The organism is Rubrimonas cliftonensis, from assembly GCF_900107585.1.
GTDB lineage: Bacteria > Pseudomonadota > Alphaproteobacteria > Rhodobacterales > Rhodobacteraceae > Rubrimonas > Rubrimonas cliftonensis.
This window is the reverse complement of sequence record NZ_FNQM01000003.1, coordinates 119,038-143,795: the sequence shown is the minus strand read 5'-3', so window position 1 is coordinate 143,795 and position 24,758 is coordinate 119,038. Positions and strand designations below refer to the sequence as shown.

Here is a 24,758-nt window from a genome sequence, read left to right as displayed (position 1 = left end):
CGATGACAGAGTCATCGCCGGCGCCTACGCGCCGCCGGCTCCACAGGCCCAAAAGAAGTTTCCGAAATGGAAACAGCGGGCGCCTTACTCCGACAGCCCCGGCTCGTCCAACAGCGTCCGGCCGTCGCGGTCCTCCAGTTCGATGAGCCACAGGTCGGGGTCGACACGCGCCTGTCGCGTCGCCGCGTCGTCCACCTCCCGCTCGGGCCCCTCGGCGAGCGCGGCCCAGACCCGCCGGCCGTCCTCGCCATAGGCCCGTCCCCAGAGCGTCGCCGAGCCGTCGGGCCGCGCGATCTTCACCAGCACGGCGCCGGCGTCGGGGTCGCCGCGCTTCGTCAGATAGACGCCGATCCCCGCCGCCTCCAGCCGCATCCGGTAGGCGGAGACCCAGAACGCCGTGGTGACGCCCGCCAAGCGCCTAGTTTCCCTCGGGAAAATCGAGCCCCATGGCGCTGTAGCGGTCGCGCTCGCGCTCCCAGTCGGGCCGCACCTTCACCGTCAGGAACAGGTGCACCGGCCGCCCCAGCGCCTCGGCGATGTCGGCGCGGGCGGCCGAGCCGATCGCCTTGATCGTCTCGCCCTTCCTGCCCAGCGCGATGCCCTTGTGGCCCTCGCGCCCGACATAGACGACCTGTTCGATGCGCGCCGAGCCGTCCTCGCGCTCCTCCCAGGTCTCCGTCTCGACGGTGAGCTGGTAGGGCAGCTCCTCATGCAGGCGCAGCGTCAGCTTCTCGCGGGTGATCTCGGCGGCGATGACGCGCATCGGCGCGTCGGCGATCTGGTCCTCGGGGTAGAGCCACGGCCCCTCGGGCATGGCGCCGGCGAGCCAGCGGCGCAGGTCGTCCACGCCGTCGCCGTTCTCGGCGGAGATCAGGAAGGTGGCGGCGAAGGCGCGGCGCGCGTTCATCTCCGCTGTCAGCGCCAGCAGCGCGTCGCGCCGCATCCGGTCGATCTTGTTGATCACCAGCGCCACCGGGCGGTCCCCGGCATGCGCGTCGAGCGTCGCGAGAATGGCCTCGACGCCCTCGGTCAGGCCGCGATGGGCCTCGATCATCAGGCACACCACGTCGGCGTCGTCGGCGCCGGCCCAGGCCGCGGCGACCATCGCGCGGTCGAGCCGGCGACGCGGGCGGAACAGGCCCGGCGTGTCCACGAACACGATCTGCGCCGCGCCCTCGATGGCGACGCCGCGCACGCGGGCGCGCGTCGTCTGCACCTTGTGGGTGACGATGGAGATCTTCTGTCCCACCATGCGGTTCAGGAGCGTGGACTTGCCGGCGTTAGGCTCGCCGATCAGCGCGGCGAAGCCGCAGCGCGGCGCCGCCCCCGCCGGCTCCTCTGCGGCCGTCTCGTCCGCCGTCTTCTCAGCCATTCCCGTCTCCCCTGAGCCGCGCGACCAGAGCCGCGGCGGCGGCTTTCTCCGCGGCGCGCTTGGAGCTCGCCTCCGCCCGCGCAGAGCGCGGGCCCTGTTCCGTCTCGACGCTCGCCTCGATCTCGAAGCGCAGCGCGTGGTCGGGGCCGCTGCGGGAGAGCAGCGTGTAGGCCGGCAGCGGCAGGCCGCGGGCCTCCGCCCACTCCTGCAGCGCGCTCTTGGGCTCGGTCGGCGCCTCGGCGCCCTGCGTGGCGATCAGCGGCGCCCACAGCTTCAGCACCACCGCGCGCGCCGCCTCGAAGCCGGCGTCGAGATAGACGGCCGCGATCACCGCCTCCATCGCGTCGCCGAGCGAGCGCGTCCGTTTCCGGCCCCCGGCGCGGGCCTCGCCGCGGTCGAGCCGCAGATGCGCGCCGAGATCGATGGAGGCCGCGGCCTGCGCGCAGGCCTCCGCCCGCACCAGCGCGTTGAGCCGCGGCGCGAGCTTGCCCTCGGCCTCCTGCGGATAGCGCGCCATCAGCGCCTCGGCGATCACCAGCCCGAGCACGCGGTCGCCGAGGAACTCAAGCCGCTGATAGTCCGGCCGCGCCCGGCTCGCGGCCGAGGGGTGCGTCAGCGCCGCGTCGATCAGCCCGGCGTCCACCTTGCGGCCCAGTCGCTCGAACAGCGCCGCGCGCTCGCCGGCGAGGCGTTCCTGCGCCGCGCCCGGGCCGCGTCCGCTCATTGCGTCCCCGCCATGGCGGTCAGTCGATTGCGCTGAAGCTGCGCCCGAAGCGCCAGTCCCACACCCGCCAGAACGGCCCGTCGGCGGAGACGGCGATGACCTCGGCGCGCCCGATCAGGTTCTCGAAAGGCACGAAACCGACGCCGCCCGAGGCGCGGGGCTCGCGACTGTCGCGCGAGTTGTCGCGGTTGTCGCCCATGAAGAAATAATGCTCCTCGGGCACCACGAACTCGGGCGTGTCGTCGAACGCCATCCCGTCCGCCGTGTTGAGGATCGTGTGCGCCACGCCCCCCGGCAACGTCTCCCGCCACCGCTCCAGCGCGCAGACGGTCTCGCCGTCCACGGTGCGGCGGTCGCTGCAGAAGCCCGCGCTGTCGTCGAGGAACACCCCGTCGCGCTCCATCCCGACCGCCTCGCCGTTGATCCGCAGCACGCCGCTGCGCATCTGGATCCGGTCTCCGGGCAAGCCGATCAGGCGCTTGATGTAGTCCTCCTCGGTCCGCGGGTGCTTGAAGACGATGACATCCCCGCGGTCCGGCTCGTCGGCAAGCACCCGTCCGGAAATGAAAGGACACAGGTTCACGCCGAACACGGTCGGGCATGACGCCGCTGAGTATCCATAGGCGTATTTGGAAATGAACAGATAATCACCGATCAGCAGCGTCGACTTCATGGAGCCGGAAGGAATCCAGAATGGTTGAAACAGGATGGTTCGAAAGACGCCTGCGATCAGCAGCGCATAGACGATGGTCTTCAGAAGTTCGAGGAACCCCTCCTTCTTCTTCACCTTCCCAGTAGCCATGCCGCGACCGTCGCCCCGCATACCGATTGTTTCCTGCGTCAAAGCCGAGCCGTGCTCAGCCGGGCCTGCGCCCGGCTTGTTGCGCGCGCATCACGGCCTGTCAACCTGAGCGCCCTTCGGGCCGCCGCCCGTCAGATCGCCTCGATCACCACGAACGCCTGCGCATAGGGCGGGTCGTCCGTCATCGTGACATGGATGCGCGGCGTGAGGCCAGCCGGAGCCATGGCGGCGAGGCGCTGCGCCGCGCCGCCGGAAAGCGCGATGGTGGGCTGGCCGCTGGAGAGGTTTATCACGCCCATCTCGCGCCAGGCGACGCCCATCCGCAGGCCGGTGCCAAGGGCCTTGGAGCACGCCTCCTTCGCCGCCCACCGCCGCGCGTAGCTCGCCGTGCGGTCGGCCCTGCGGTCGCTGCGCGCCTGCTCGACGGGGGTGAACACGCGCTGCACGAAGCGGTCTCCGAAGCGCTCCAGCGTCTTCTCGATCCGGCGGATGTCCGCCAGATCGGTCCCGATCCCGATGATCACGGCGCCGCCGTCCGGGCGGCGACGCGAAAGGCGACGACGGCGGCGAGCGCCTTCGGCGTCACGCCGCGCCCTCGCCGAACGCCTCGCGCCGCGCCCGGTCCATGACGTCGCGCATCCGCCGGATGGCGCTGTCGAGCCCGGAGAAGATCGCCTCGCCGACGAGGAAGTGCCCGATGTTGAGCTCCATCACCTCCGGGAAGGCCGCGACGGGGCCGGCGGTCTCGTAGGTCAGCCCGTGCCCGGCGTGGACCTCCAGGCCCAGCCCGTGCGCGAAGGCGGCGCAGCGGCGCAGCCGCTCCAGCTCCGCGTCGCGGCCGGCGAGGTCGCCGTCATGGTCGCGCTCGCAATAGGCGCCGGTGTGCAACTCGATGACCGGCGCGCCGATTCGCGCCGCGGCCTCGATCTGCCGCTCGTCCGCCGCGATGAAGATCGAGACTCGGCAGCCGGCTTCGCGCAGCGGCGCGATGAAATGGGCCAGCCGGTTCTCCTCGCGCGCCACCTCCAGTCCGCCTTCCGTCGTACGCTCCTCGCGGCGCTCCGGCACGATGCAGACGGCGTGGGGGCGATGGCGCAGCGCGATCGCCTGCATCTCCTCGGTCGCCGCCATCTCGAAGTTGAGCGGGAGGTCGAGGCCGCGGAGCGTCTCGGTCAGCGCCTCGATGTCTGCGTCGGTGATGTGGCGGCGGTCTTCGCGCAGATGCGCGGTGATCCCGTCGGCGCCGGCCGCCGCCGCCGCCTTGGCCGCGCGCAGCGGCTCGGGATGCCTGCCGCCGCGCGCGTTCCTGATCGTCGCGACATGGTCGATGTTCACGCCCAGACGCAGCCTGCCCAGCGGCTGCGTGCGCCCCTTCGCTTCGCCCGTCATCGCGTCGTCCTCCCGACTTGCGCGGTCAGTCGGTCGCGTCGACGACCTTGCCGCGTTTGATGTGCGCCAGATGCGCCGCGACCTTGGCGCTGGCCGCGGCCATGCGCAAGGCGCGCCGGCGGCCCTGATAGGCGGCGACGACCGGCCGGACGATGAGATAGGCCGCCAGCGCGGCGAGGGCGCCCGGCGCGCACCCGCCGACGAGATAGGGCACGAAAACCTGATCGAGAAACGTGCCGACGTCGGTGAACACGTCGGCGAAGTTGAACGTGTCGGGATGAACGCCGACGCCCATCAGCGCGTCCCCTACCGTGATCGACGTCCATGCGATGAACGGAAACGTCAGCGGGTTGCCCACGAAGGTTCCTATCGCCGAGGCAAGGACATTCGCCCGCACCGCAAGCGCCAGCAGGGCTGCAACCACGAAATGCAGCGTGAAGAACGGCGTGAAGGAGGCCATCACCCCGCATGCGAAGCCGAGCGCGATGCGATGGGGCGTGTCGGGCAGCCGCTGCATGCGTCGGCCGGCATATGCAAAGCCCCGTCGCCACCCTTTGACGGGAGCGAACGCCGCCCGCAGCTTTCCTAGCCAGCTGAGTTCGACACGCCGCTTGAACACCCGGAAGCAACTCCGTCTTTCGCGACCCCTCGTCCGGGCCTAATCAACCAGGGCGGCGATGTCCATCTCGCCGCCGGCGCCAGCCTGCTCGCTTCCCGCGCGCGCCCGCATGGCGACGCTGATCATCGGCTGCGCCTCCAGCGCCGTGAGAATACCCGAGAGATGTTTAACGTCTCTCACCTCCACGTCGAGCAACATTCGGAAAAAATCGGGCGTGCGCTCGGCCGTGGCGAGAAAGTCGATGTTGGCGCGCTGCTCGGCGATCAGGGCGCATATGCGCGCCAGCGCGCCCGGCTCGTTGGCGAGCGTCAGCGCGATGCGGGCGGAATGGGTCGCGGCGAGCGCGGCCTCCTCGTCCCAGCGCAGGTCGAGCCAGCGGGAAAGCTCCTCCTCGTGGCGCTCCAGCGTCGGGCAGTCGATGGCGTGCACGACGACGCCGGCCCCGTCCTGTATCCCCACGATCCGGTCGCCCGGAATGGGCTTGCAGCAGGCGCCGAAGCGCGTGGCGACGCCCTTGCGCACGCCGCGCACGGTCGGGGCGTCCGGCTCCAGCCGCGGCTCGGCCGTCTCGCCCTCCTGCGGCGGATAGATCGCCTCGAGCACCTTGCGCGCCGACACCTCGCCCGCGCCGACGCCTTCGAGCAGATCGTCGACCTTCTCCCGCCCCAGTTTTCGCGCGGCCGCCTCCAGCCCCTTGTCGGTCAGCGGCCGTGAGCGGCGCTCGAAAGCCTGCCGGACGATCTCGCGGCCGAAGCGGATGTTCTCCTCGCGCGCGTCCTCGCGCAGCGCGCGCTTGATCGCCGAGCGCGCCCGGCCCGTCACCGCCATGTCCATCCACACCGGCGAGGGGCGCTGCGCCTCGGCGCGGATCACCTCGACCTGCTGGCCGTTGCGCAGCCGCGTCCAGAGCGGCGCGCGGCGCCCGTCGATCTTGGCGCCAACGCAGCTGTCGCCGACGCGGGAGTGGATCGCATAGGCGAAGTCGATCGGCGTGGCGCCGCGGGGCAGGGGGATCACGTCGCCCTTCGGCGTGAAGCAGAAGACCTGATCGTGGAACATGTCGAGCTTGACGTGCTCGATGAAGTCCTGCGGGCTCTCGCCCTTCTGGATGCGCTCGGCGATGTCGCGCAGCCAGGTGAACGGGTCCACCGCGAAGCGGTTCTGGGAGCGCACGCCCTCGCGATAGGCCCAGTGCGCCGCGACGCCGGTCTCCGCCACCTCGTCCATCTCGCGGGTGCGCAGCTGCACCTCCACGCGCATGGCGTTTGGGCCGGAAACGGTGGTGTGCAGGGAGCGGTAGCCGTTGGATTTCGGCCCCGAGATGTAGTCCTTGATGCGCCCCGGCACGACGCGCCAGCGCCGGTGGACGGCGCCGAGCGCGCGGTAGCAGTCCTCCACGCCCTCGGTCACGACGCGGAAGGCGTAGATGTCGGAGAGCTGCGAGAAGCCGACGCCCTTCTCCTCCATCTTGCGCCAGATCGAATAGGGGCGCTTCTCGCGGCCAAGCACCACGGCTGGAACATGCGCCTCGTAGAGCGCCTCCTCGATGCTGCGGCTGATCTCGGGGATGACGTCGCCGGTCTCCTTCCGCAGCTTGAGGAAGCGCCGCATGATCGAGGTGCGCGCCTCGGGGTTCAGCACGTCGAAGGCGAGATCCTCAAGCTCCTCGCGCATCTTCTGCATGCCCATCCGGCCGGCCAGCGGGGCGAAGATGTCCATGGTCTCGCGGGCGATGCGCTCGCGCTTGTCGTCGCGCAGGTGCCCGAGGGTGCGCATGTTGTGCAGGCGGTCCGCCAGCTTGACCAGCAGCACCCTCACGTCGCGGGCCGTGGCGAGAAACAGCTTGCGGAAATTCTCCGCCTGCGCGGCCTCCTTGCTGGAGAGCTCCAGCCGCGTCAGCTTCGTAACGCCGTCGACCAGCGTCGCGATCTCCTCGCCGAAGAGCCGCGCGATCTCGTCCTGCGTCACCTCGGTGTCCTCGATCGTGTCGTGCAGCAACGCGGTCACGATGGAGGCGTCGTCCAGCTTCAGGTCCGTCAGGATCGCCGCGACTTCCAGCGGATGGCCGAAGTAGGGCTCTCCGGAGGCCCTCGTCTGGGTCGCGTGGGCCTTCGCGCCGAAGACGTAGGCGCGGTTGAGCAGCGCTTCGTCGGCGCCGGGATTGTAGGCGCGGACCTTCTCGACAAGTTCGAACTGGCGGATCAAGCGCGTTTCCCCGGGCGGCCCTCGCGGTCGCCCGATGATTCAATCCCTCCGCCGCCCGCTTGGCAAGAAGGGGGCCAGTCAGCCCGCCGCGACGGCCTGTGGCGCCGGCCTGTGAAGCGGGACTTTGAAGCGGGACTTTGAAGCGGGACGGTCGACGGCGATTTCGACCGCGGCGGGCGTCGTCGCGCCGCCTGTTCGCCATGCGGCGCATCGCCGGCAGCAGCCGGAGGTCGGATGAATGCTCAGGAAGGGCGCGGCGGCGGCGCAGCCGATCTGGCGCCGGAACCGGCCGTCGCCGCGCCTGCCGCGCCGCAGGCGCCAGCCGCTTGGAGGATGGGTCGCTCGTCCTCGGACGATCAGCCGCCGGCCCGCAGACGTCTTTCGCGGGAAACCCCGGCCTCGGGCCGGGGCGCGCGGCTCAGCGCCCGCCCTGCTCGGCGAGAAGGGCGCGCAGCAGCTGCTCCTCGGAGAGGTCGTCGGCGGGGCGGTCCGGCTGCGGCGCGCTCATCATGGCGGCCATGCGGTCCTCTTCCGGCTCGTCGACCTCGATCTGGCGCTGAAGCGCCTCGATGGCGTGCTCGCGCAGGTCCTCCACGGGGATCTGCTCGTCCGCGATCTCGCGCAGGGCGACGACGGGGTTCTTGTCGTTGTCGCGGTCGACGAGTTCATGGGAGCCGGACGAGAGCTCGCGCGCCCGGTGGGCGGCGAGCAGCACGAGGTCGAAGCGGTTCGGCAGCTTGTCGACGCAATCCTCGACGGTGACGCGGGCCATGGCCAGAGCTCCGGTTGTGCAGGGTCAAGCGCGCCTGATACCGCGGCGCGGCGCGTTCGGCAAGGGCGGGGCCGCTCAGCCCGGCGCGCCGGCGTAGACGGGCGCAAAGACGCGCACGCACATCTCGCGCAGGTCCGCCAGCGCCTCCTGCGCGCCGAAGGGCGGATTGAGGATCAGCAGGCCGGAACCCTGCATCCCGCGCGCCGGCGGACTGCGGAACCGCACCTCGTCCACCATGGCGGCCTCCTGCGCCACCGCCATCACCGGCCCGATCAGCGCGGCGTGCCGACCTTCGGGCAGGATCGGATACCAGACGACGATCACCCCCTGCGGCCATCGCGCCCAGACCTCCAGCGCCAGCGCCGCGGTCTCGTCGTACTCGGTCTTGACCTCGTAGCTCGGGTCGATCAGCGCCAGACCGCGCAGCGGCTGCGGCGGCGTGAGCGCGCGCAACCCCTCATGCCCGTTGCGGCGGTGAACGGCGACCGTCGGCCCGCCTGACCTGCCGCCGCCCATCACATGCGACAGCGCCATGTGTTCGACCGGGTGGAGCTCCATCAGCGTCATGCGGTCCTGGGGGCGCAGCAGCGCCTCGGCGAGTTTCGGCGAGCCGGGATAGCTCGCCTCTCCCGCCTCGGCGCGCACCGCGTCTATCGCCTTCCAGTAGGGGTGCTCGGCGCGCGCCGTCATGGCCACGCCGCGCAGCGCCTCGCCGGTCTTGAGCGCGGCGCCGTCGGAGAGGTCGTAACAGCCCCGCCCCGCGTGGCTTTCGAGGTAGCTGACGGGCCGCTCCTTGGCCGTGAGCAGCGTCAGCAGCGCCGCGAGCGCGGCGTGCTTGTGCACGTCCGCCGGTCCGCCGGCGTGATAGGCGTGCTGGTAGGAGAGCACCCGACACCTCGTCGCTTGTGGCCGTGCGGCGGCGTCTGCGACGCCTCCCGTTCTCGCACGAACGGCTTATTATAGCATCATGACGCCATTCGCACGCCTTCTGGAAGCGCTCGTCCACACACCGGGCCGCAGCGCCAAGCTCGCCCTGCTGGTCGAGCACTTCCGCGCCGAGCCCGACCCGCGCCGCGGCTGGGCGCTTGCGGCGCTCGCCGGCGGCCTTTCGCTGCCGCACATGACGGCCTCGGTGTTCCGCACGCTGGCCGAGGAGCGGGTGGACCCGGTGCTCTTTCGCCTCAGCTACGACTATGTGGGCGATCTCGCCGAGACGGTCTCGCTGATCTGGCCGGCGGATCGTGACGATGGCGCGGGCCCGGCGCTCGACGCCGTGATCGCCGCCCTGCGGGAGACGCCGCGGGCTGGCCGGGCGGGCGTCGTGGCGCGGCTGCTGGACGCGATGGGTCCGTCGGAGCGGTTCGCGCTGGTGAAACTCTGCACCGGCGGGCTGCGCGTGGGCGTCTCCGGACGCCTCGCCAAGACCGCGCTGGCGGAGATGAGCGGCCGCGACCTCGCCGCCATCGAGGAGGTATGGCCGGGCCTGAGCGCGCCCTACGAAGACCTTTTCCGTTGGCTCGACGGAGGGCCGCCGCCCGAGATGGACCGCGACCGCGCCTTCCGCCCGATGATGCTCGCCCACCCGGTCGAGGCCTTCCTCTACGCCGCCGCTGAGACGCGCGAGAATCGCGAGACCGACGCCGAGACGCTGGCGCGGCTGGATGCCAGGCTCGACCCCGCCGATTTCCTCGCCGAATGGAAGTGGGACGGGGTGCGCGTGCAGGCGGTGTCGGGGCCGTCCGGCCGCGCGCTCCATTCGCGCACCGGGGAGGATTTCGGCGCGGCGTTCCCCGACGTGCTGGAGGCGATCGACTGGCGCGGCTGCGTCGATGGCGAACTGCTGGTCCGCCGCGCCGACGGGGAGGCCGCGCCCTTCTCCGAACTCCAGCAGCGCCTGAACCGCAAGACGGTCACGGCCAGGCAGATCGCCGAGCGGCCCGCCTTCATCCGCGCCTACGACCTGCTCCATGACGGGCGGGACGACCTTCGTCCGCTGCCGCTGGCCGAGCGCCGCGCGCGGCTGGAGGCGTTCTCGCCGGCGCTGGACGTCTCGCCGCTGGTGCCCTTCGACTGTTGGGAGGCGCTCGCCGCGCTGCGGGCCGGCGCGCGCGACGCCGCGCAGGAGGGGCTGATGCTCAAGCGCCGCGACGCCGCCTATGTCGGCGGCCGGCCGATGGGGTCGTGGTTCAAGTGGAAGCGCGCGCCGCTGACGGCGGACTGCGTGCTGATGTACGCCCAGCGCGGCCACGGCAGGCGGTCGAGCTTCTACAGCGACTACACCTTCGGCGCCTGGCGCGACGGGGCCGAGGGGCCGGAGCTGACGCCCGTCGGCAAAGCCTATTCGGGCTTCACGGACGAGGAGCTGAAGCGCCTCGACAAGTTCGTGCGCGACAACACGGTGGATCGCTACGGCCCTGTCCGGGCCGTCGCCCGGACGCTGGTGCTGGAGGTCGCCTTCGACGCCGTGCAGCGCTCCACCCGCCACAAGTCCGGCGTCGCGATGCGCTTCCCGCGCATCAGGCGCATCCGGTGGGACAAGCCGGCCGCCGAGGCCGACCGACTCGAGGCGCTGGAGCGGCTGGCGCCCTGAGTCGCCCGTCAGGGTCGCGACGGCAGCGCCAGTTCGAAGATCGCCCCGCGCCCGCGCCTCGGCGCAAGGCGCAGCGCGCCGCCGAGCTGCTCGGCGAAGGCGCTGGCGATGGCCAGCCCGAGGCCGACGCCCCGGTAGCCGCGCGTCTCGCCCGTCGAGCCCTGGAAGAACGGCTCGAATATCTTCCCGGCGATGGCGTCCGGCACGCCGGGCCCGTCGTCCTCGACCTCGATGCGCACGGCCCGGGGCGGCCCGATCGGCTCAAGGCGAAGGGAGACGCGGCCGGCCGGCGTGAATTTCAGGGCGTTGGAGAGCAGGTTGAGCAGGATCTGGCGCAGCAGTCGCTCGTCGGTCCGCATCGTGAGCGCCGTCGGCGGCGTCACGACCTCGAGCGCCAGACCCTTCTCGCGCGCCGACAGTGCGACGACCGAAACCGCATCCCTGACGACGCCGCAGATCTCCGTCGCCGCAAGCTGCGGCTCCAGCCCGCCCGCCCTGGCTCTCGCCAGATCGAGCATGTCTCCGAACAGCGAAAGCAGCGCATCGGCGGATTTTCGGACCTCGTGCGCGATCGCCGCGAGACGCGCGTCGTCGATGCGGTGCAGCAGGAGCGCGACGCCGCCCAGCACGCCGTTGAGCGGCGTGCGCACCTCGTGGCTGAGAATTCGGAGGAACTCCTCCTTCAGCCGGTCCGATTCGCGGGCGTGCTCGAGCGCTTCCGTCAGGGCGGCCTCGATGGCGCGCCGACGGCCCACTTCTTCGTGCAGCGCGTCGATCTTGCTGGTGAGCTCGATGAAGTCGGAGCGCGACCTGCGCTCCGCGTCGAACTCCAGCGCCACGACCGGCTCCCCCGCGCCGGCGACCGCCGCGCCGAACACCCGTCTCGCCCGCGCGGCGCCGCGCAGCTTCAGCGCGCCCAGCATCGGCTGCATCGACCCGGCGCAGAGCGCGAGATACTCGCGCAGCTCCTCGGGCGACTCGTCCAGCAGCGTCGAGATCGGTCGGCCGATCAGGTCCGCCCTCTCCAATCCGATCATCACCCGCGCCGCCCGATTGGCCCCGATCACGCAGACGTCGGCGCGTCGCACGAGCAGGAGCGGATCGGGCAGCGCTTCGACGTCGACACCCGACGGCGTCTTGCCAGCGCTCATTGCTCCTCGGAGACATAGGCGCGGCCGGGGCCGGGCCTCGGCTTGAGGTGGATCACGACATGGCACCGGTCGTCGCCGCGCGCGAACGCCTCGCGGATCTCGACGCGCGCATAGCCCAGCGACTGCGCGGTGATGTAGCCGAACACGTTCGACGTCATCATGCACAGAACCGGGCGCCCCGCGACCTGGCCGGCGAAGGGACAGGCCGAGTTCGTCAGGACGATCTGATCCTCGCTCACCTCCGCGATGCGGAAGCCGCCGTCGATGCGCGCCTTCAGGTCGACGAGGATCCGGGCGACCTCGTCCGGCGTGAACGCTTTTCGTCCGGCGGCGTCACGATACCGCGCGAGAAGCCGTCGTCCCATCGCCGCGCCGACGAGGCTGATGTAGCCGGCGGCCTCCTCGTCGCCCACGATGCGGCTCAGCGCGCCTGACAGGTCTCGCAGCAGGTCGCGCAGAAAGCTGTCGCGATCGAGCGCTATCGCGAAATCGTCGAAATGCGTGTTCTCCATGGTTGCTCCGGTGGTCGATTGCAAAGGACGCGCGCCACCCGCCCAGGTCGCAAAGTTTCGGGACGTACCAACCCATACCGCGTGTGCGCCCAAGATGCACGCGCCCGGCGGCGACCGGTTCCTGTGCACGCAGGCAGGGCGATGCGCGGTCAGGCCCGCCAGGGCGCGGCGCCCTCCGGCAGACCGCGGCTCAGCCGGTCGAGCGCCAGCATCAGCGCCGCCGTCAACGCCACCGTAACGGCCGCCATCGCGGCGGCCAGCGTCGTGTAGCCGCCGTCCTCGTAGTTGAAGATGGTCGTGCCGATCGTCTCCGAACCCTGCGACCACAGCAGCGCCGAAACGGTTATCTCGTTATAGGCGGTGAGGAACACAAGGACCGCGCCGGACATCGCGGCGGGCAGGGCGAGCGGCGCGTGGATGCGCGCCATGCGCATGAGAAACCCCGCCCCGCTCACCCGGGCCGCGTCGTCCAGCGCCGGATCCTGCGCCGCCGCCGCCGCCGCGGCCGGCTTCAGCGCGACCGCCAGGAAGGCCGCGACATAGGCCAGCCCGATCAGCGTGAGCGAGCCGTAAAGCGACACGCCGAGCACCGGGCGGATGAAGGCGAGGATGAACGCGACCGAGATCACCACGCCCGGCACGGCGTAGGCCAGCTCCGCCGCCATCGCCGCCGCGCCGGCCGCGCGCCGCGCCGCGCCGCGCCGTCGCGCCAGGAAATGCGCCAGTCCGATGGCGATGACGGCGGTGCTCGCCGCCGCCGCGCCCGCCGCGAGGGTGGAGTTGGCGAAGGCGCGCAGCGTGACCGTCTGCGCGACGAGCACCTCGTGGAAATTCGCCAGCGTGACGGTCTCCGCGCTGAGCGGCACGCCATAGGTCGGGACCAGCGCGGTCGCGACCAGCGACGCCATCGGCAGGCCCAGCAGCGCCGCCAGCAGCGCCCAGACCCCGGCCTCGAGCGGCCCGCGCCAGGGCCCCAGCCGCAGCGCGAGCGCCGGTTGCGGCGGCCCGATCAGGGGCGCCGCGGCGCGTCGCTGCAAGGCCATCTGCGCCGCGACCGCCAGCGCCGCCGCAGCGGCCACCAGCGTCGCCAGAACCGCCATGTCGGCGAGCGCGGAGGGGCCGAAGCTCGCGAGGCGCCGCCAGATCAGGACGGGCAGGGTGGTGTAGCGCGCCGGCGCGCCCAGCAGCGCCGGGATGCCGAAATTGCCCAGCGCCGAGACGAAGGCCAGCGCGAAGGCGGCGATCAGCGCGGGCGCCGTCAACGGCCCGACGACGGTGCGCAGCATCCGCCACGGCCCCGCGCCGCTGACGCGCGCGGCCTCAGACAGATCGCGCGGCAGCGCCCGCAGGCTCGCGCGCAGCACGAGGAAGCACAGCGGCGCGTGCTGCGCCGCCAGCAGGGCGATGACCCCCTCGCGCGAATAGAGCGGATGCGTCGAGCCTATCGGCGGCGCCAGCCCCAGCGCCCCGAGCGCCGCGCTGCCGGGGCCGAGCGCCTGAATCCACGCTATCGCCGTGACATGCGGCGGGATCATCATCGGCAGCAGGATGAGAAAGGTCAGCGGCCCCTTGCGCCTCAGGTCCGTCAACCCGACCGCGACGGCGAGCGCCGCGCCGACCACGAGGCTGAGCGCCGCCGAGACGGCGGCGCTGTCGATGCTGTTCCACAGCGCCCGCTGCACGCTGCGGCTGCCGATCGCCTCGGTCAGCGGCGCGAGCGAGAACGCACCGTCCGCCGTGAGACCCACCTGCGCCACCAGCGCCAGCGGCAAACCACAGAGCAGCACGACCCCGCCCGTCAGAAGGGCCAGCGCGAGCGTCTCGGCGCCGCGCCCGCCGGTGGACGGCGCCAATCGGCGCCTCAGCCGCCGAACATGTCGATGAAGCGCTTCTTGTTGTCCTCGTCCTCGGCGAGCGCCTTGGCCGGGTCGAAGTCGAGCAGCTTGATCTCGCTCAGGGGCGGAAAACCCTCCGGCGGCGTGATCGCGGGATGCGCCGGCAGATAGCCCATGTCGGCGGCGAGCTGCTGGCCCGCAGGCGAGATGAGGAAATCGACGAAAGCCTTCGCCGCTTCGGGGTTCTGCGCGGTTGAGAGGATCGCGACCGGCTCGGTCACCGCCGATACGCCCTCGGTCGGGAACACGAAGCCCACCGGCGCGCCCTTGGCGGCCTCGCGGATCGCGAGGAAGTCCACGAGGAAGCCGTAGAGCTTCTCGCCGCCGGCGATGGCGCGCAGCACCCCGCCATTGCCGCCGGAGGCGACCGCGCCGTTGTCGGCCAGCGTCTCGTAGAACTTCCAGCCGATGTCGGGCTGGCCGGTCAGCGCGACCATGTGGATCGTCGCCGCGCCGGAGGTGAGCGGGGAAGGCATCATGAAGGCCCCGGCGGCCTCGGCGTTGGCAAGGTCGGCGTAGGAGGTCGGCTGCATCGGCGCGGCGGTGTTGTAGGCGATGCCGGTGGTGATGAGCTTCGTCGAGAAGTAGTGGCCCTCCGGGTCCATCAGCCCCGGCGCATAGGCGGAAACGTCCGCGTCGGGGTGCGGCATGAGCCGGCCCTCGGCTTCGAGGCTCTCCATCGTGACGGTGTCGGCGATGAGCAGAACGTCGGGCTGCGGGGCGCCGGCCTCGAACTCCGCGCGGAGCTTCGCCATGATCTTGGTCGTGCCGTCGCGCACCCATTCCACCTCGACGTCGGGGTGCGCCGCGATGAAGGCGTCGACGGTCTGCTGCGCGTCCTCGTTCGGCTGCGAGGTGTAGAGCACCAGCTTGCCCGACGCCGCTTCGGCGAGACCGGGAAAGGCGGCGAGCGCCGCGGCGCCGACGAGGGCTGAGACGAGCGATTTCATGGCGGACCTGCTGATGGCTGGGGTATTCATGCGACTGGTTAACAGAGGGTTGTGACAGTTTCGTTCCAGGGCGAAGTTTTGCGCCGCATCATCGGCGGGCCAGTGATTTTCCCACATGCCTTGCCCGCCAGTAAAATATAGTATTGTATGTGACTACTGATAGTACAAGCTCACTATCATTACTATACTATATAATAGTGACTGATGCGAGTCTCGTGAGGTTGGTTTTTTGCGCCGCGGCGACGCGGTTGATTTAACCGGCGGGCCTCGCTACATTTGGACGCATGAAGGGTTGCTGCGCAACGACTTTGCGCGGCGCGCGTTGGTCTGCGGCCAACGCAACTTCGCGACGCACAGGAGCCTCCATGGATGTCATCGACCTCTCCGCACACGCCCATCAGCGACCATCGCCCACGGCCGAATTGGCAGGCGGTTACGGCCGCATAGCGGTCATCGGAGCGGGCGCCTGGGGCGCGGCGCTGGCGGCGGTGGCGGCGCGCGCGGGGCGGTCCGTGACGCTGTGGGCGCGGCGGCCGGAGCTCGCCGCCGAGATCAACGCGACCCACCGCAACGCGCGCTATCTCGGCGACGCGGCGCTGCCGCCGCAGATCCGCGCCACCGCGGACCTGCGCGAGGCGCTGGCCGGCGCCCAGGCCGCGCTGGTGGTCGTTCCCTCCCATGCGCTGCGGGAGACGGTCGCCTCGCTGGCCCCGCATCTCGCGCCCGGCGCGCCGATCGCCTTGGCGGCCAAGGGCGTCGAGCAGGGCAGCGGGCTGCTGATGAGCGAGGTGGCGGCGCAGGCCGCGCCGGGCTTCCGCATCGCCGCTCTCTCCGGCCCCAGCTTCGCGGACGAGGTGGCGCGCGACCTGCCGACAGCGGTGGTGATCGCGTCGAGCTGCGCCGGCGACGAGACGCCCGAGACCTCCATCGCCGCGCGCCTCGCGCTGTCGATGAGCACGCCGACCTTCCGCTGCTACGTCTCCGACGACCTGATGGGCGTGGAGATCGGCGGCGCGGTGAAGAACGTCATCGCCATCGCGACCGGCATGGCCGAGGGCGCCGGCTTCGGACACAACGCCCGCGCGGCGCTGATCACGCGGGGCCTCGACGAGATCAAGAGCCTCGCGCACGCGCTGGGCGGGCGGCGCGAGACGGTGACGGGGCTTTCGGGCATGGGCGACCTCAGCCTTACCGCCTCCGACGCCAAGTCGCGCAACTTCGCCTATGGCCTGCGGCTTGGGCGCGGCGAGAAGGCCGACAGCGGCGCTCTGGTCGAGGGCGTGCGCAACGCCGTCTCGGTGACGGAGCTCGCCCGCGCGCGCGGCGTCGAGATGCCGATCTGCGAGGCGGTGCGCAGCGTCGTCCACGACGGCGAGGCGTTCAGGGAGGCGTTCCACAGGCTGTGGACGAGACCGCTGGAGGGCGAGCCGCGGGCGCTCGACCTCGCCATCGCGCACCCGGCGGCGTCATGAGCGGCGCCCGGCACGGGTGGGAGTGCGCCCTCGCGACGGATCTCGACGGCACCTTCCTCGGCGGGACTGACGACCACCGCCGCGCGCTCTACGACGCGATCGAGGCGCGGCGCGGGCGGCTCGGACTGATCTTCGTCACGGGGCGCGACCCCGAGTTCATCGAGGAGCTCTGCGGCGACGGCTTCGTGCCGTGGCCGGAATACGTCGTCGGCGATGTCGGGACGACCATCGCGCAGGTCGTGGATCGCCGCGTCCGCCCCATCGCGGAGCTGGAGACCGAGATCGCCGGCGCCTGGGGCGACGCCGGCGCCGTCGTCCGCGAGAAGCTGGACGGCGCGGCGGGCCTGAAGCTGCAGCCGACGCCCTTCCGCCACCGCGTCAGCTACGATTTCTTCCCCGACGCCTATGACGGCGCGGCGCAGCGGATCGTCGAGGGTCTCGGCCATGACTGGCTGATCTCCGCCGACAGGTACTTCGACGTTCTGCCGAAGGGCGTCAGCAAGGGCCCGTCGCTGGTGCGGCTCGCGGACTGGCTGAACCTGCCGCGGGACCGGGTGCTCGCCGCCGGAGACACGCTCAACGACCTGTCGATGCTGGCGATAGGCGTTCCCGCGGTCGCCGTCGGCGGCTCGGAGCCCGCCTTGCTTGAGCGGCTGAACGGTCTCGACCACGTCCATTTCGCCGAGGGCGTCGGCGCCGCCGGCGTCGCCGAGGCTCTGGCGCGGCTCCGCTTCGCGGATTTTCCCGCGACCGCCGCCGCCAATCATGATCAAGGAGGAGACGCCCATGCCGTCTGATCTCGTCGTCGTCTATCATCGCCAGCCCTACGAGCAGGTCATGGTCGACGGACAGCCCGTGCTGCGCGAGAACAAGAGCCCCAACGGCATCGTGCCGACGCTCAAGAGCTTCATGGGCCGCGACGGCGAAGGCGCCTGGGTCGCCTGGGAGCAGGTGGACGACGAGGAGGAGCGCGAGCGCTTCGAGAAGGTCGTCCACATCGAGGACAGCTACGGCAGCTACAACGTCTCGCGGCTGGCGCTCACCTCGCAGCAGGTGAGGAGCTTCTACCACGTCACCTCCAAGGAGGCGATCTGGCCGATCCTCCACTCCTTCAAGGAGCGCTACAACTACGACCCCGTCGACTGGCCGACGTTCCGCGAAGTGAACTGGGCCTTCGCCGAAGCCGCCGCGCGCGAGGTGGCGCCGGGGGGCGTCGTGTGGTTCCACGACTACAACCTGTGGCTCGCGCCCGGCTATCTGCGCAAGATCAAGCCGGAATGCCGCATCGCCTTCTTCCACCACACGCCGTTCCCGTCGGCCGACATGTTCTCGGTGCTGCCGTGGCGACAGGAGATCGTCGAGAGCCTTCTGGCTTGCGACTCGGTCGGCTTCCACATCCCCCGCTATGCGGCGAACTTCGCCCACGCCGCCCATGCGCTGACCGGCGCCGCGATCACCGAGGAAGTCGAGACCCGCGATGACTTCTCGCCGACCGGGATGGCGCTTTCAGAGGTGAACACGCCCACGAAGCTCTCCCACAGGGGGCGCGACGTGTCGCTCAGCTCCTGGCCCGTCGGCGTCGACGTCGACTATGTCGGCAAGATCGCCCGCGACGACGAGACCACCGCGCAGCTTGCGGAGATCCGCGAGGAGCTGGGCGACGTGAAGCTCATTCTCTCGGTCTCGCGCACCGACTACACCAAGGGCAACATCGAGCAGCTTCTGACCTTCGAGCGGTTGCTGGAGCGGCGGCCCGACCTGGTCGGCCAGGTTCGGCTGATGCTCGTCTCCGTGCCCGCCAACCGCAACATGGCCGTCTACGAGGAGGTGCAGCGGACAATCGAGGAGGTGACGGGGCGCATCAACGGCCGCTTCGGGCGGATGAACTGGCAGCCGGTCACGCTCATCTCCCGCGCGATCGCCTTCAAGCGGCTGGTCGCCTATCATCAGGCGGCGGCGGTGTGCTGGATCACGCCGCTCTGCGACGGTCTCAACCTCGTCGCGCAGGAATACGTGGCGGCGCGGCTCGACGGCGACGGGACGCTGGTGCTGTCGGAGTTCGCCGGGGCGGCGGTGCCGCTGGCGGCTGCGGTCATGACCAACCCGTTCTCCAACCGCTCCATGGACGCCGCCATCGACCACGCCCTCGACATGCCCGAGAACGAGCGCCGCGAGCGCATGAAGGTGCTGCGGGAGCGCGTGCGGCGTTACGACATCAGGGCCTGGATGGCCGAGCAGCGCCGGACCTTCGAGGCCATCGCGCCGAATGCAGTCGGCGACGCGGCCTGAAGGCGGCGCGGCGGAGCGGACCCCCCGCCGCGCCGCCGCAGGGTGTTGCCGCGGAGCGCGGGGTTGTGCAGAAGCGCCGGAACACGCGCGCGGCGCCGGAATCTTCCGCGCCGCGCCCGATCCCGCCCGGGCCTCTCGGGGCCTCGCGCACCGGGGCCATGCGCCGGCGGCGCCTCGGAGATGTCGAATGGCGCGAAAAGGCAGGAGAGTCGACGGCTGGCTGGTGCTCGACAAGCCGTTGGGGGTGAGCAGCGCGCAGGCGGTGGCCAAGGCGCGCTGGGCGGCGCAGGCGGTCAAGGCCGGCCACGCCGGCACGCTCGACCCGCTGGCGACGGGCGTGCTCGCGATCGCCTTCGGCGAGGCGACCAAGACCGTCTCGGCCATCGAGGGCGCGCTCAAGGCCTATCGCTTCACCGTGCGGCTGGGGCAGGCGACCGCGACCGACGACGCGGAGGGCGAGGTGACGGCGCTGAGCCACGCCCGCCCCTCCGACGCCGAGATCGAGGCCGCGCTGCCGACCTTCACCGGCGACATCCTTCAGACCCCGCCCGCCTATTCGGCGGTGAAGGTTGACGGGCGGCGGGCCTATGCGCTGGCGCGGGCCGGCGAGGAGGTCGAACTCGGGGCGCGGGCGCTGCATGTGGCGCGGCTGGCGCTGGTAGCGCGGCCCGACGCCGACCACGCCGTGCTGGAGATGACCTGCGGCAAGGGCGGCTATGTGCGCTCCGTCGCCCGCGACCTCGGCGAGACGCTCGGCTGTCTCGGCCATGTCGTCGCGCTCAGGCGGGTGTGGTCGGGGCCGTTCCATGAGCGCGACGCGATCCCGTTTGCCAAGCTCGACGAAATACGCCATAGCGACGCGATTGAAGCGCACTTGGCGCCGGTGGCGACCGGGCTGGCCGACATCCCGGCCCTGGCCGTCCCAGCGCCCGACGCGGCGTCCCTCAGACAGGGGCGCGCCGTGTCGGTGGCGGGAGGAGACCTCTCCGACGGAGACGAAGCCTGGGCGGCCCATGAGGGCGCGCCCGTGGCGCTCGGTTCCTGGTCGGGCGGCGTCTTCACTCCGCGACGGGTGTTCAACCCCTGAGCAGAGGAGGCTCCCGATGTCGATCGCAGCCGACCGCAAGGTCGAAGTCGTCAAGGAATTCGCCCGCAAGGAGGGCGACACCGGGTCGCCGGAAGTGCAGGTCGCGATCCTCACCGAGCGGATCACGAACCTGACCGAGCACTTCAAGACCCACAAGAAGGACGTGCACTCGCGCCGCGGCCTGCTGACCATGGTCGCCACCCGACGCAAGCTGCTCGACTACGTCAAGCGCAAGGACGAGGCGCGCTACCGCGACCTCATCACGCGCCTCGGCATCCGCCGCTAGAACTGTTTCGAAGCGCGCCCCCGGGCGCGCTTCGCGCTTTGACGGGGCCGCTCTCCAGCCCTGCGCCGCGTGCCGCGCGAAGCCGAGGAGAACACGTCCGCGTCGCCCGTCCCAGGCTCCAGACGGCGCGGCATGGCTGATGAAACAGCGAGGGAGCCCGCGCGGGGAACGCGCGACGCGAGCGGGGCCGTCCAACGGGGCGGTCGCCGCACATGAAGGAAACCGAATGTTCGATATCGTCCGCAAGGAAATCCAGTGGGGCGGCGAGACGCTGACCCTAGAGACGGGCAAGATCGCCCGGCAGGCCGACGGCGCCGTGGTCGCCACCTATGGCGAGACCAGCGTGCTCGCCACCGTCGTCTTCGAGAAGAAGCCGAAGGCCGGCGTCGATTTCTTTCCGCTGAGTGTCCACTACCAGGAAAAGTACTACGCCGCCGGCAAGATCCCGGGCGGCTTCTTCAAGCGCGAGGCGCGGCCGACCGAGAAGGAGACGCTGACTTCGCGCCTCATCGACCGGCCGATCCGCCCGCTGTTCGTCTCCGGCTTCAAGCACGAGACGCAGGTGATCCTGACCGTCCTGAGCCATGACCTCGAGAACGACCCCGACGTGGTCGGCATGGTCGCCGCCTCCGCCGCGCTCTGCATCTCCGGCGTGCCCTTCATGGGCCCGATCGGCGGCGCGCGCGTCGGCCTGATCAACGGCGCCTTCGTGCTTAACCCGAAGATCGCCGACCTGCCCGACAGCAAGCTCAACCTCGTAGTCGCCGGCACCAAGGACGCGGTGATGATGGTCGAGTCGGAGGCTTTCGAGCTCTCCGAGGACGACATGCTCGGCGCCGTCACCTTCGGCCACGACCAGATGCAGCCGGTGATCGAGATGATCGTCGACCTCGCCGAGCGCGCCGCCAAGGAGCCGTTCGACTTCCAGCCCAAGGACGACGCGGCGCTGATCGCCCGCGTGCAGGACGTCGCCGGCGCGATGCTGAAGGACGCCTTCGCGACCACGGACAAGGTGGAGCGCGTCGCCAAGCTTTCCGCCGCCAAGGCCGCGCTTGAGACCGGCCTCACCGACGAGGAGAAGGCGGACAGCAACGCCGTCTCCTCGGCGTTCAAGGAGGCCGAGAGCCGCATCGTGCGCGGGGCCATCCTCGACGAGGGCCGACGCATCGACGGGCGCGACCTCAGGACGGTGCGGCGCATCGAGGCGGAAGCCTCGCTGCTGCCGCGCACCCACGGCTCGGCGCTGTTCACCCGCGGTGAGACGCAGGCGCTGGTGATCACGACGCTCGGCACCGGCGACGACGAGCAGTTCATCGACGCGCTGGAGGGCACCTTCAAGGAGCGCTTCATGCTCCACTACAACTTCCCGCCCTACTCCGTTGGCGAAGCTGGTCGGATGGGCGGCCCCGGCCGTCGCGAGATCGGCCATGGCAAGCTGGCGTGGCGCGCGCTGCAGGCGGTTCTGCCGGCGGCGACGGATTTCCCCTACACCATCCGCATCGTGTCGGAGATCACCGAGTCCAACGGCTCGTCGTCGATGGCCACGGTCTGCGGCGCGTCGCTGTCGATGATGGACGCGGGCGTGCCGCTGAAGGCGCCGGTGGCGGGCGTGGCGATGGGCCTGATCCTTGAGGACGACGGCCGCTTCGCGGTGCTCACGGACATCCTCGGCGACGAGGACCATCTCGGCGACATGGATTTCAAGGTCGCCGGCACAGAGGGCGGCGTCACCTCGCTGCAGATGGACATCAAGGTGGCGGGCATCACGCCCGCGATCATGAAGCAGGCGCTCGCCCAGGCGAAGGACGGCCGCCTGCACATCCTTGGCGAGATGTCGAAGGCGCTTAAGGAGGGCCGCCGCGAGCTGGGCGCCCACGCCCCGCGCATCGAGACGATCTCGATCAAGGCCGACAAGATCCGCGAAGTGATCGGCACCGGCGGCAAGGTGATCCGCTCCATCGTCGAGGAGTCCGGCGCCAAGGTCGACATCTCCGACGACGGCACGATCAAGATCGCCTCGAACGACCAGAAGGCCATCGACAAGGCGCGGGATCTCATCATGTCCATCGCCGCCGAGCCCGAGATCGGCAAGATCTACACCGGCAAGGTGGTGAAGATCATGGAGTTCGGCGCCTTCGTGAACTTCTTCGGCAAGCGGGACGGGCTGGTGCACGTCTCCCAGATGTCGAGCGACCGCGGCGTGAACCCGAAGGACCTCGTCAAGGAGGGCCAGGAGGTGAAGGTCAAGCTCATGGGCTTCGACGACCGCGGCAAGACCAAGCTCTCCATGAAGGTGGTCGACCAGGCCACCGGCGAGGAGATCAAGCAGGGCGAGGCGGCGGAGGCGTGATCGCCTGAGCCTGCCGCAAGCGAGCCGGCGAAGCGCCCGGTCCCTCAGGGGGCCGGGCGTTCGCTTTTGCGGCGTGCGCCTGCGCCGGGCTTGCAGCGGCCCGGCTGGGCCGGGCCACGATGCGTCGCGCGATGCGGCGCGTTCCTGGCGCCATGGCGGTCTGCTATGTTAGCCGCTAAGGCGTCGGGGGAGGGCGGCATGGCGCGGGTGTTGGCGTTGATCGGCACGACCAAGGGCGCCTTCGTCCTCGAGAGCGACGCCGCGCGGCGGATATGGGACATCCGCGGCCCGTTCTGCGACTGCTGGCCGATCCGGCATGTCGTCGCCGACGCGTCGGCGCCGGGCGGCGCGGCGCTCTACGCCGGCGGCGGCGACCGGTGGCTCGGGGCCGGGGTGTGGCGCTCCGACGATCTCGGCGCAAGCTGGGCGCGCTGCGGCGGGACGCCGGCCTTCGAGGAGGGCGCCGCGGAGCCTGTGGGCGCGATCTGGTCGCTGTTCGCGGCGGAGGGCGCGCTCTATGCCGGGGTCTCGCCGGCGGCGCTGTTCGTCAGCCGCGACGGCGGCGAGAGCTGGACGCATCTCGACGGCCTCCAGAAGCACCCGACGCGGCCGGGCTGGTTCGGCGGCGGCGCCGGGCTGATCCTGCACGCGATCCATGCCGAGGGCGCCGAGATCTGGGTCGGCGCCTCGGCGGTCGGCGTCTTTCATAGCGCCGACGCCGGCGAGACCTGGACGGCGCGCAACGTCGGCGTGCGCAACGACTACATGAGCCCCGAGCAGCAGGGGGCGGAGACGGGCTACTGCGTGCATGCGCTGGCGCGCGCGGCCGGGCCGGGGCTGCGCTTCTACCAGCAGAACCATTGCGGCATGTATCGCAGCGACGATGGCGGCGCGCGCTGGGAGAGCATCGAGGCGGGCCTGCCGTCGGGCTTCGGCTTTCCTGTCGCCGCGCATCCGCGCGACCCCGACACCGCCTGGCTGGCGCCGCTGAACGGCGATCAGGCGGGGCGCTTCATGCAGGACGGCGCCTGCGCGGTATGGCGCACGCGCGACGCCGGGGCGAGCTGGGTGGCGCTGCGCGAGGGGCTGCCGCAGCGCCATTTCTACGCCGCGCCGCTGAGGCGGGCGATGGCCGTCGATGCGCTCGATCCCGCGGGCGTCTATCTCGGCTTCAACTCCGGCGCGCTGTGGGCCAGCGCGGACGAGGGCGACCGCTGGACCTGCGTCGCGCAGCATCTGCCGACCATTCTCTCGGTGGAGACGCTTCTGGCGCCCTGACGCCGCGCAAGGCGGGCATGTTCCTCCGGCGCTTGTCCATCCGCCCGCGCGCGTGCGACCCAGAGGAGTGCGCGCCGCCGCCGCGGCCGACCCTTGGGATAGCGCCATGACCCTCGCCGCCGCCCCCGACGCCGCCGCCAACCGCCGCGGCATCCAGCTCATGGTCTGTGCGATGCTGGTGTTCGCGGTGCAGGACGGCATCTCCAAGCATCTGGCGACGCACTACTCGCCGGTGTTCGTCACGATGGTGCGCTACTGGTTCTTCGCGGTGTTCGTCGCCGCGATCTCCGCGCGCAAGGCCGGCGGGCTGCGCAAGGCGGCGCGGACGAGCCTGCCGATGCTGCAGAGCTTCCGCGGCGCCCTGCTGGCGCTGGAGATCGTCGTGATGATCTCCGGCTTCGCCATGATCGGGCTGGTGCAGAGCCATGCGATCTTCGCGGGCTACACGCTGATCGTGACCGCGCTTTCCGGCCCTGTGCTGGGGGAGAAGGTCGGGTGGCGGCGCTGGACGGCGGTGTGCGTGGGCTTTCTCGGCGTGCTGATCATCCTGCGTCCCGGCGCCTCGATGTTCGACCCCGGCGCGCTGGTGGCGCTGCTGGCGACCGCGATGTTCGCCGGCTACCACCTCGCCACCCGCTATGCGAACCGCGTCGAGGGAGGGACCATCAGCTTCTTCTACACCGGCGTCGCCGGCGCCGTGACGATGACGCTGATCGGCCCGTTCTTCTGGACGCCGATGCAGGGCTGGGACTGGGCGTGGATGGGGGCGCTCTGCGTCACCGGCATGGCCGGCCACTACCTGCTGATCAACGCTCTCGACAGCGCGGAGGCGAGCGCAGTGCAGCCCTTCGCCTATCTGCAACTCGTCTTCGCCTCGGCCATCGGCGTCGGCGTCTTCGGCGAGAGCATGGACGCGCTGGTGGTCGTCGGGGCCGCGCTCGTCGTGGGGGCGGGGCTGTTCACGTTCTGGCGGGAGCGGGCGGCGTCGGCGCGTCCGTCGCGCTGAGCGACTTAT

23 protein-coding genes are annotated in these 24,758 nt (G+C 71.0%); 9 read left to right on the top strand and 14 right to left on the bottom strand.

Features of this window, described 5'->3' with window-relative positions:
- Positions 1–84 precede the first annotated feature (84 nt).
- From BLW43_RS06145 to rlmJ, 10 genes are all read right to left on the bottom strand, one after another.
- The gene (locus tag BLW43_RS06145; protein WP_093250398.1) at positions 85–414 is read right to left on the bottom strand and encodes a DUF1491 family protein; all 330 of its coding nucleotides are present in this window, start codon (positions 412–414) and stop codon (positions 85–87) included.
- Between the two features lie 4 nt (positions 415–418).
- Entirely contained in the window at positions 419–1,372 is a 954-nt protein-coding gene (gene era, locus BLW43_RS06140) for a GTPase Era (protein ID WP_093250395.1), read from the bottom strand.
- The gene (gene rnc / locus BLW43_RS06135; RefSeq protein ID WP_093250391.1) at positions 1,365–2,096 is read right to left on the bottom strand and encodes a ribonuclease III; all 732 of its coding nucleotides are present in this window, start codon (positions 2,094–2,096) and stop codon (positions 1,365–1,367) included. Before rnc ends, era begins: the two co-directional genes overlap by 8 nt.
- Before the next feature lie 19 nt (positions 2,097–2,115).
- Positions 2,116–2,898, bottom strand: a complete 783-nt coding sequence (gene lepB, locus BLW43_RS06130) for a signal peptidase I (RefSeq protein WP_093251556.1) — start codon at positions 2,896–2,898, stop codon at positions 2,116–2,118.
- Positions 2,899–3,029: 131 nt separating this feature from the next.
- Positions 3,030–3,422, bottom strand: a complete 393-nt coding sequence (gene acpS, locus BLW43_RS06125) for a holo-ACP synthase (RefSeq protein ID WP_093250389.1) — start codon at positions 3,420–3,422, stop codon at positions 3,030–3,032.
- A gap of 58 nt (positions 3,423–3,480) precedes the next feature.
- Entirely contained in the window at positions 3,481–4,287 is an 807-nt protein-coding gene (locus BLW43_RS06120) for a pyridoxine 5'-phosphate synthase (RefSeq protein WP_093250383.1), read from the bottom strand.
- 25 nt (positions 4,288–4,312) lie between these two features.
- On the bottom strand, positions 4,313–4,906 hold the full coding sequence (locus tag BLW43_RS06115) for a DUF2062 domain-containing protein (RefSeq protein WP_281243476.1): 594 nt from the start codon (positions 4,904–4,906) through the stop codon (positions 4,313–4,315).
- A 39-nt stretch (positions 4,907–4,945) separates the two neighbouring features.
- Positions 4,946–7,111 carry a RelA/SpoT family protein gene (locus BLW43_RS06110; RefSeq protein WP_093250378.1) on the bottom strand — a complete coding sequence of 722 codons (2,166 nt, stop codon included), beginning with the start codon at positions 7,109–7,111 and terminating at the stop codon, positions 4,946–4,948.
- A gap of 418 nt (positions 7,112–7,529) precedes the next feature.
- Positions 7,530–7,883: a DNA-directed RNA polymerase subunit omega gene (gene rpoZ / locus BLW43_RS06105; RefSeq protein WP_093250377.1), complete on the bottom strand. Its 354-nt coding sequence runs from the start codon at positions 7,881–7,883 to the stop codon at positions 7,530–7,532.
- Positions 7,884–7,958: 75 nt separating this feature from the next.
- A complete protein-coding gene (rlmJ, locus tag BLW43_RS06100; protein ID WP_093250376.1) occupies positions 7,959–8,771 on the bottom strand; it encodes a 23S rRNA (adenine(2030)-N(6))-methyltransferase RlmJ in 813 nt (270 codons plus the stop codon).
- A 79-nt stretch (positions 8,772–8,850) separates the two neighbouring features.
- Here rlmJ and BLW43_RS06095 point away from each other — a divergent pair, with 79 nt between their 5' ends.
- On the top strand, positions 8,851–10,473 hold the full coding sequence (locus BLW43_RS06095; RefSeq protein ID WP_093250371.1) for a cisplatin damage response ATP-dependent DNA ligase: 1,623 nt from the start codon (positions 8,851–8,853) through the stop codon (positions 10,471–10,473).
- A gap of 8 nt (positions 10,474–10,481) precedes the next feature.
- On the opposite strand, the gene BLW43_RS06090 is transcribed toward BLW43_RS06095, so the two are convergent.
- The 4 genes from BLW43_RS06090 to BLW43_RS06075 form a co-directional block, all read right to left on the bottom strand.
- Positions 10,482–11,624, bottom strand: a complete 1,143-nt coding sequence (locus BLW43_RS06090; RefSeq protein WP_093250367.1) for a sensor histidine kinase — start codon at positions 11,622–11,624, stop codon at positions 10,482–10,484.
- Positions 11,621–12,136: a methanogen output domain 1-containing protein gene (locus BLW43_RS06085; protein ID WP_093250364.1), complete on the bottom strand. Its 516-nt coding sequence runs from the start codon at positions 12,134–12,136 to the stop codon at positions 11,621–11,623. Before BLW43_RS06085 ends, BLW43_RS06090 begins: the two co-directional genes overlap by 4 nt.
- Positions 12,137–12,285: 149 nt before the next feature.
- Positions 12,286–13,989, bottom strand: coding sequence for an ABC transporter permease (locus tag BLW43_RS06080; protein WP_093250358.1), 1,704 nt, complete (start codon positions 13,987–13,989; stop codon positions 12,286–12,288).
- Positions 13,990–13,997: 8 nt separating this feature from the next.
- Positions 13,998–14,981, bottom strand: a complete 984-nt coding sequence (locus BLW43_RS06075; RefSeq protein ID WP_093250356.1) for an ABC transporter substrate-binding protein — start codon at positions 14,979–14,981, stop codon at positions 13,998–14,000.
- A gap of 365 nt (positions 14,982–15,346) precedes the next feature.
- On the opposite strand from BLW43_RS06075, the gene BLW43_RS06070 reads away from it, so the two are divergent.
- From BLW43_RS06070 to BLW43_RS06035, 8 genes are all read left to right on the top strand, one after another.
- Positions 15,347–16,453 (top strand): NAD(P)H-dependent glycerol-3-phosphate dehydrogenase, encoded by a 1,107-nt coding sequence (locus BLW43_RS06070; RefSeq protein ID WP_093250354.1) that lies wholly within the window; start codon positions 15,347–15,349, stop codon positions 16,451–16,453.
- The gene (locus BLW43_RS06065) at positions 16,450–17,250 is read left to right on the top strand and encodes an HAD family hydrolase (RefSeq protein WP_093250351.1); all 801 of its coding nucleotides are present in this window, start codon (positions 16,450–16,452) and stop codon (positions 17,248–17,250) included. The genes BLW43_RS06070 and BLW43_RS06065 overlap by 4 nt, the downstream gene beginning before the upstream one ends.
- Positions 17,240–18,742 carry a glucosylglycerol-phosphate synthase gene (gene ggpS / locus BLW43_RS06060; protein WP_093250349.1) on the top strand — a complete coding sequence of 501 codons (1,503 nt, stop codon included), beginning with the start codon at positions 17,240–17,242 and terminating at the stop codon, positions 18,740–18,742. The genes BLW43_RS06065 and ggpS overlap by 11 nt, the downstream gene beginning before the upstream one ends.
- 187 nt (positions 18,743–18,929) lie before the next feature.
- Positions 18,930–19,829 carry a tRNA pseudouridine(55) synthase TruB gene (gene truB, locus BLW43_RS06055; RefSeq protein WP_093250346.1) on the top strand — a complete coding sequence of 300 codons (900 nt, stop codon included), beginning with the start codon at positions 18,930–18,932 and terminating at the stop codon, positions 19,827–19,829.
- Positions 19,830–19,845: 16 nt separating this feature from the next.
- A complete protein-coding gene (gene rpsO / locus BLW43_RS06050; protein ID WP_093250344.1) occupies positions 19,846–20,115 on the top strand; it encodes a 30S ribosomal protein S15 in 270 nt (89 codons plus the stop codon).
- Between the two features lie 226 nt (positions 20,116–20,341).
- Positions 20,342–22,465 (top strand): polyribonucleotide nucleotidyltransferase, encoded by a 2,124-nt coding sequence (gene pnp, locus BLW43_RS06045; protein WP_093250341.1) that lies wholly within the window; start codon positions 20,342–20,344, stop codon positions 22,463–22,465.
- A 198-nt stretch (positions 22,466–22,663) separates the two neighbouring features.
- Positions 22,664–23,743, top strand: a complete 1,080-nt coding sequence (locus BLW43_RS06040) for a WD40/YVTN/BNR-like repeat-containing protein (RefSeq protein ID WP_093250339.1) — start codon at positions 22,664–22,666, stop codon at positions 23,741–23,743.
- 106 nt (positions 23,744–23,849) lie between these two features.
- Entirely contained in the window at positions 23,850–24,749 is a 900-nt protein-coding gene (locus BLW43_RS06035; protein ID WP_093250336.1) for a DMT family transporter, read from the top strand.
- Positions 24,750–24,758 lie beyond the last annotated feature (9 nt).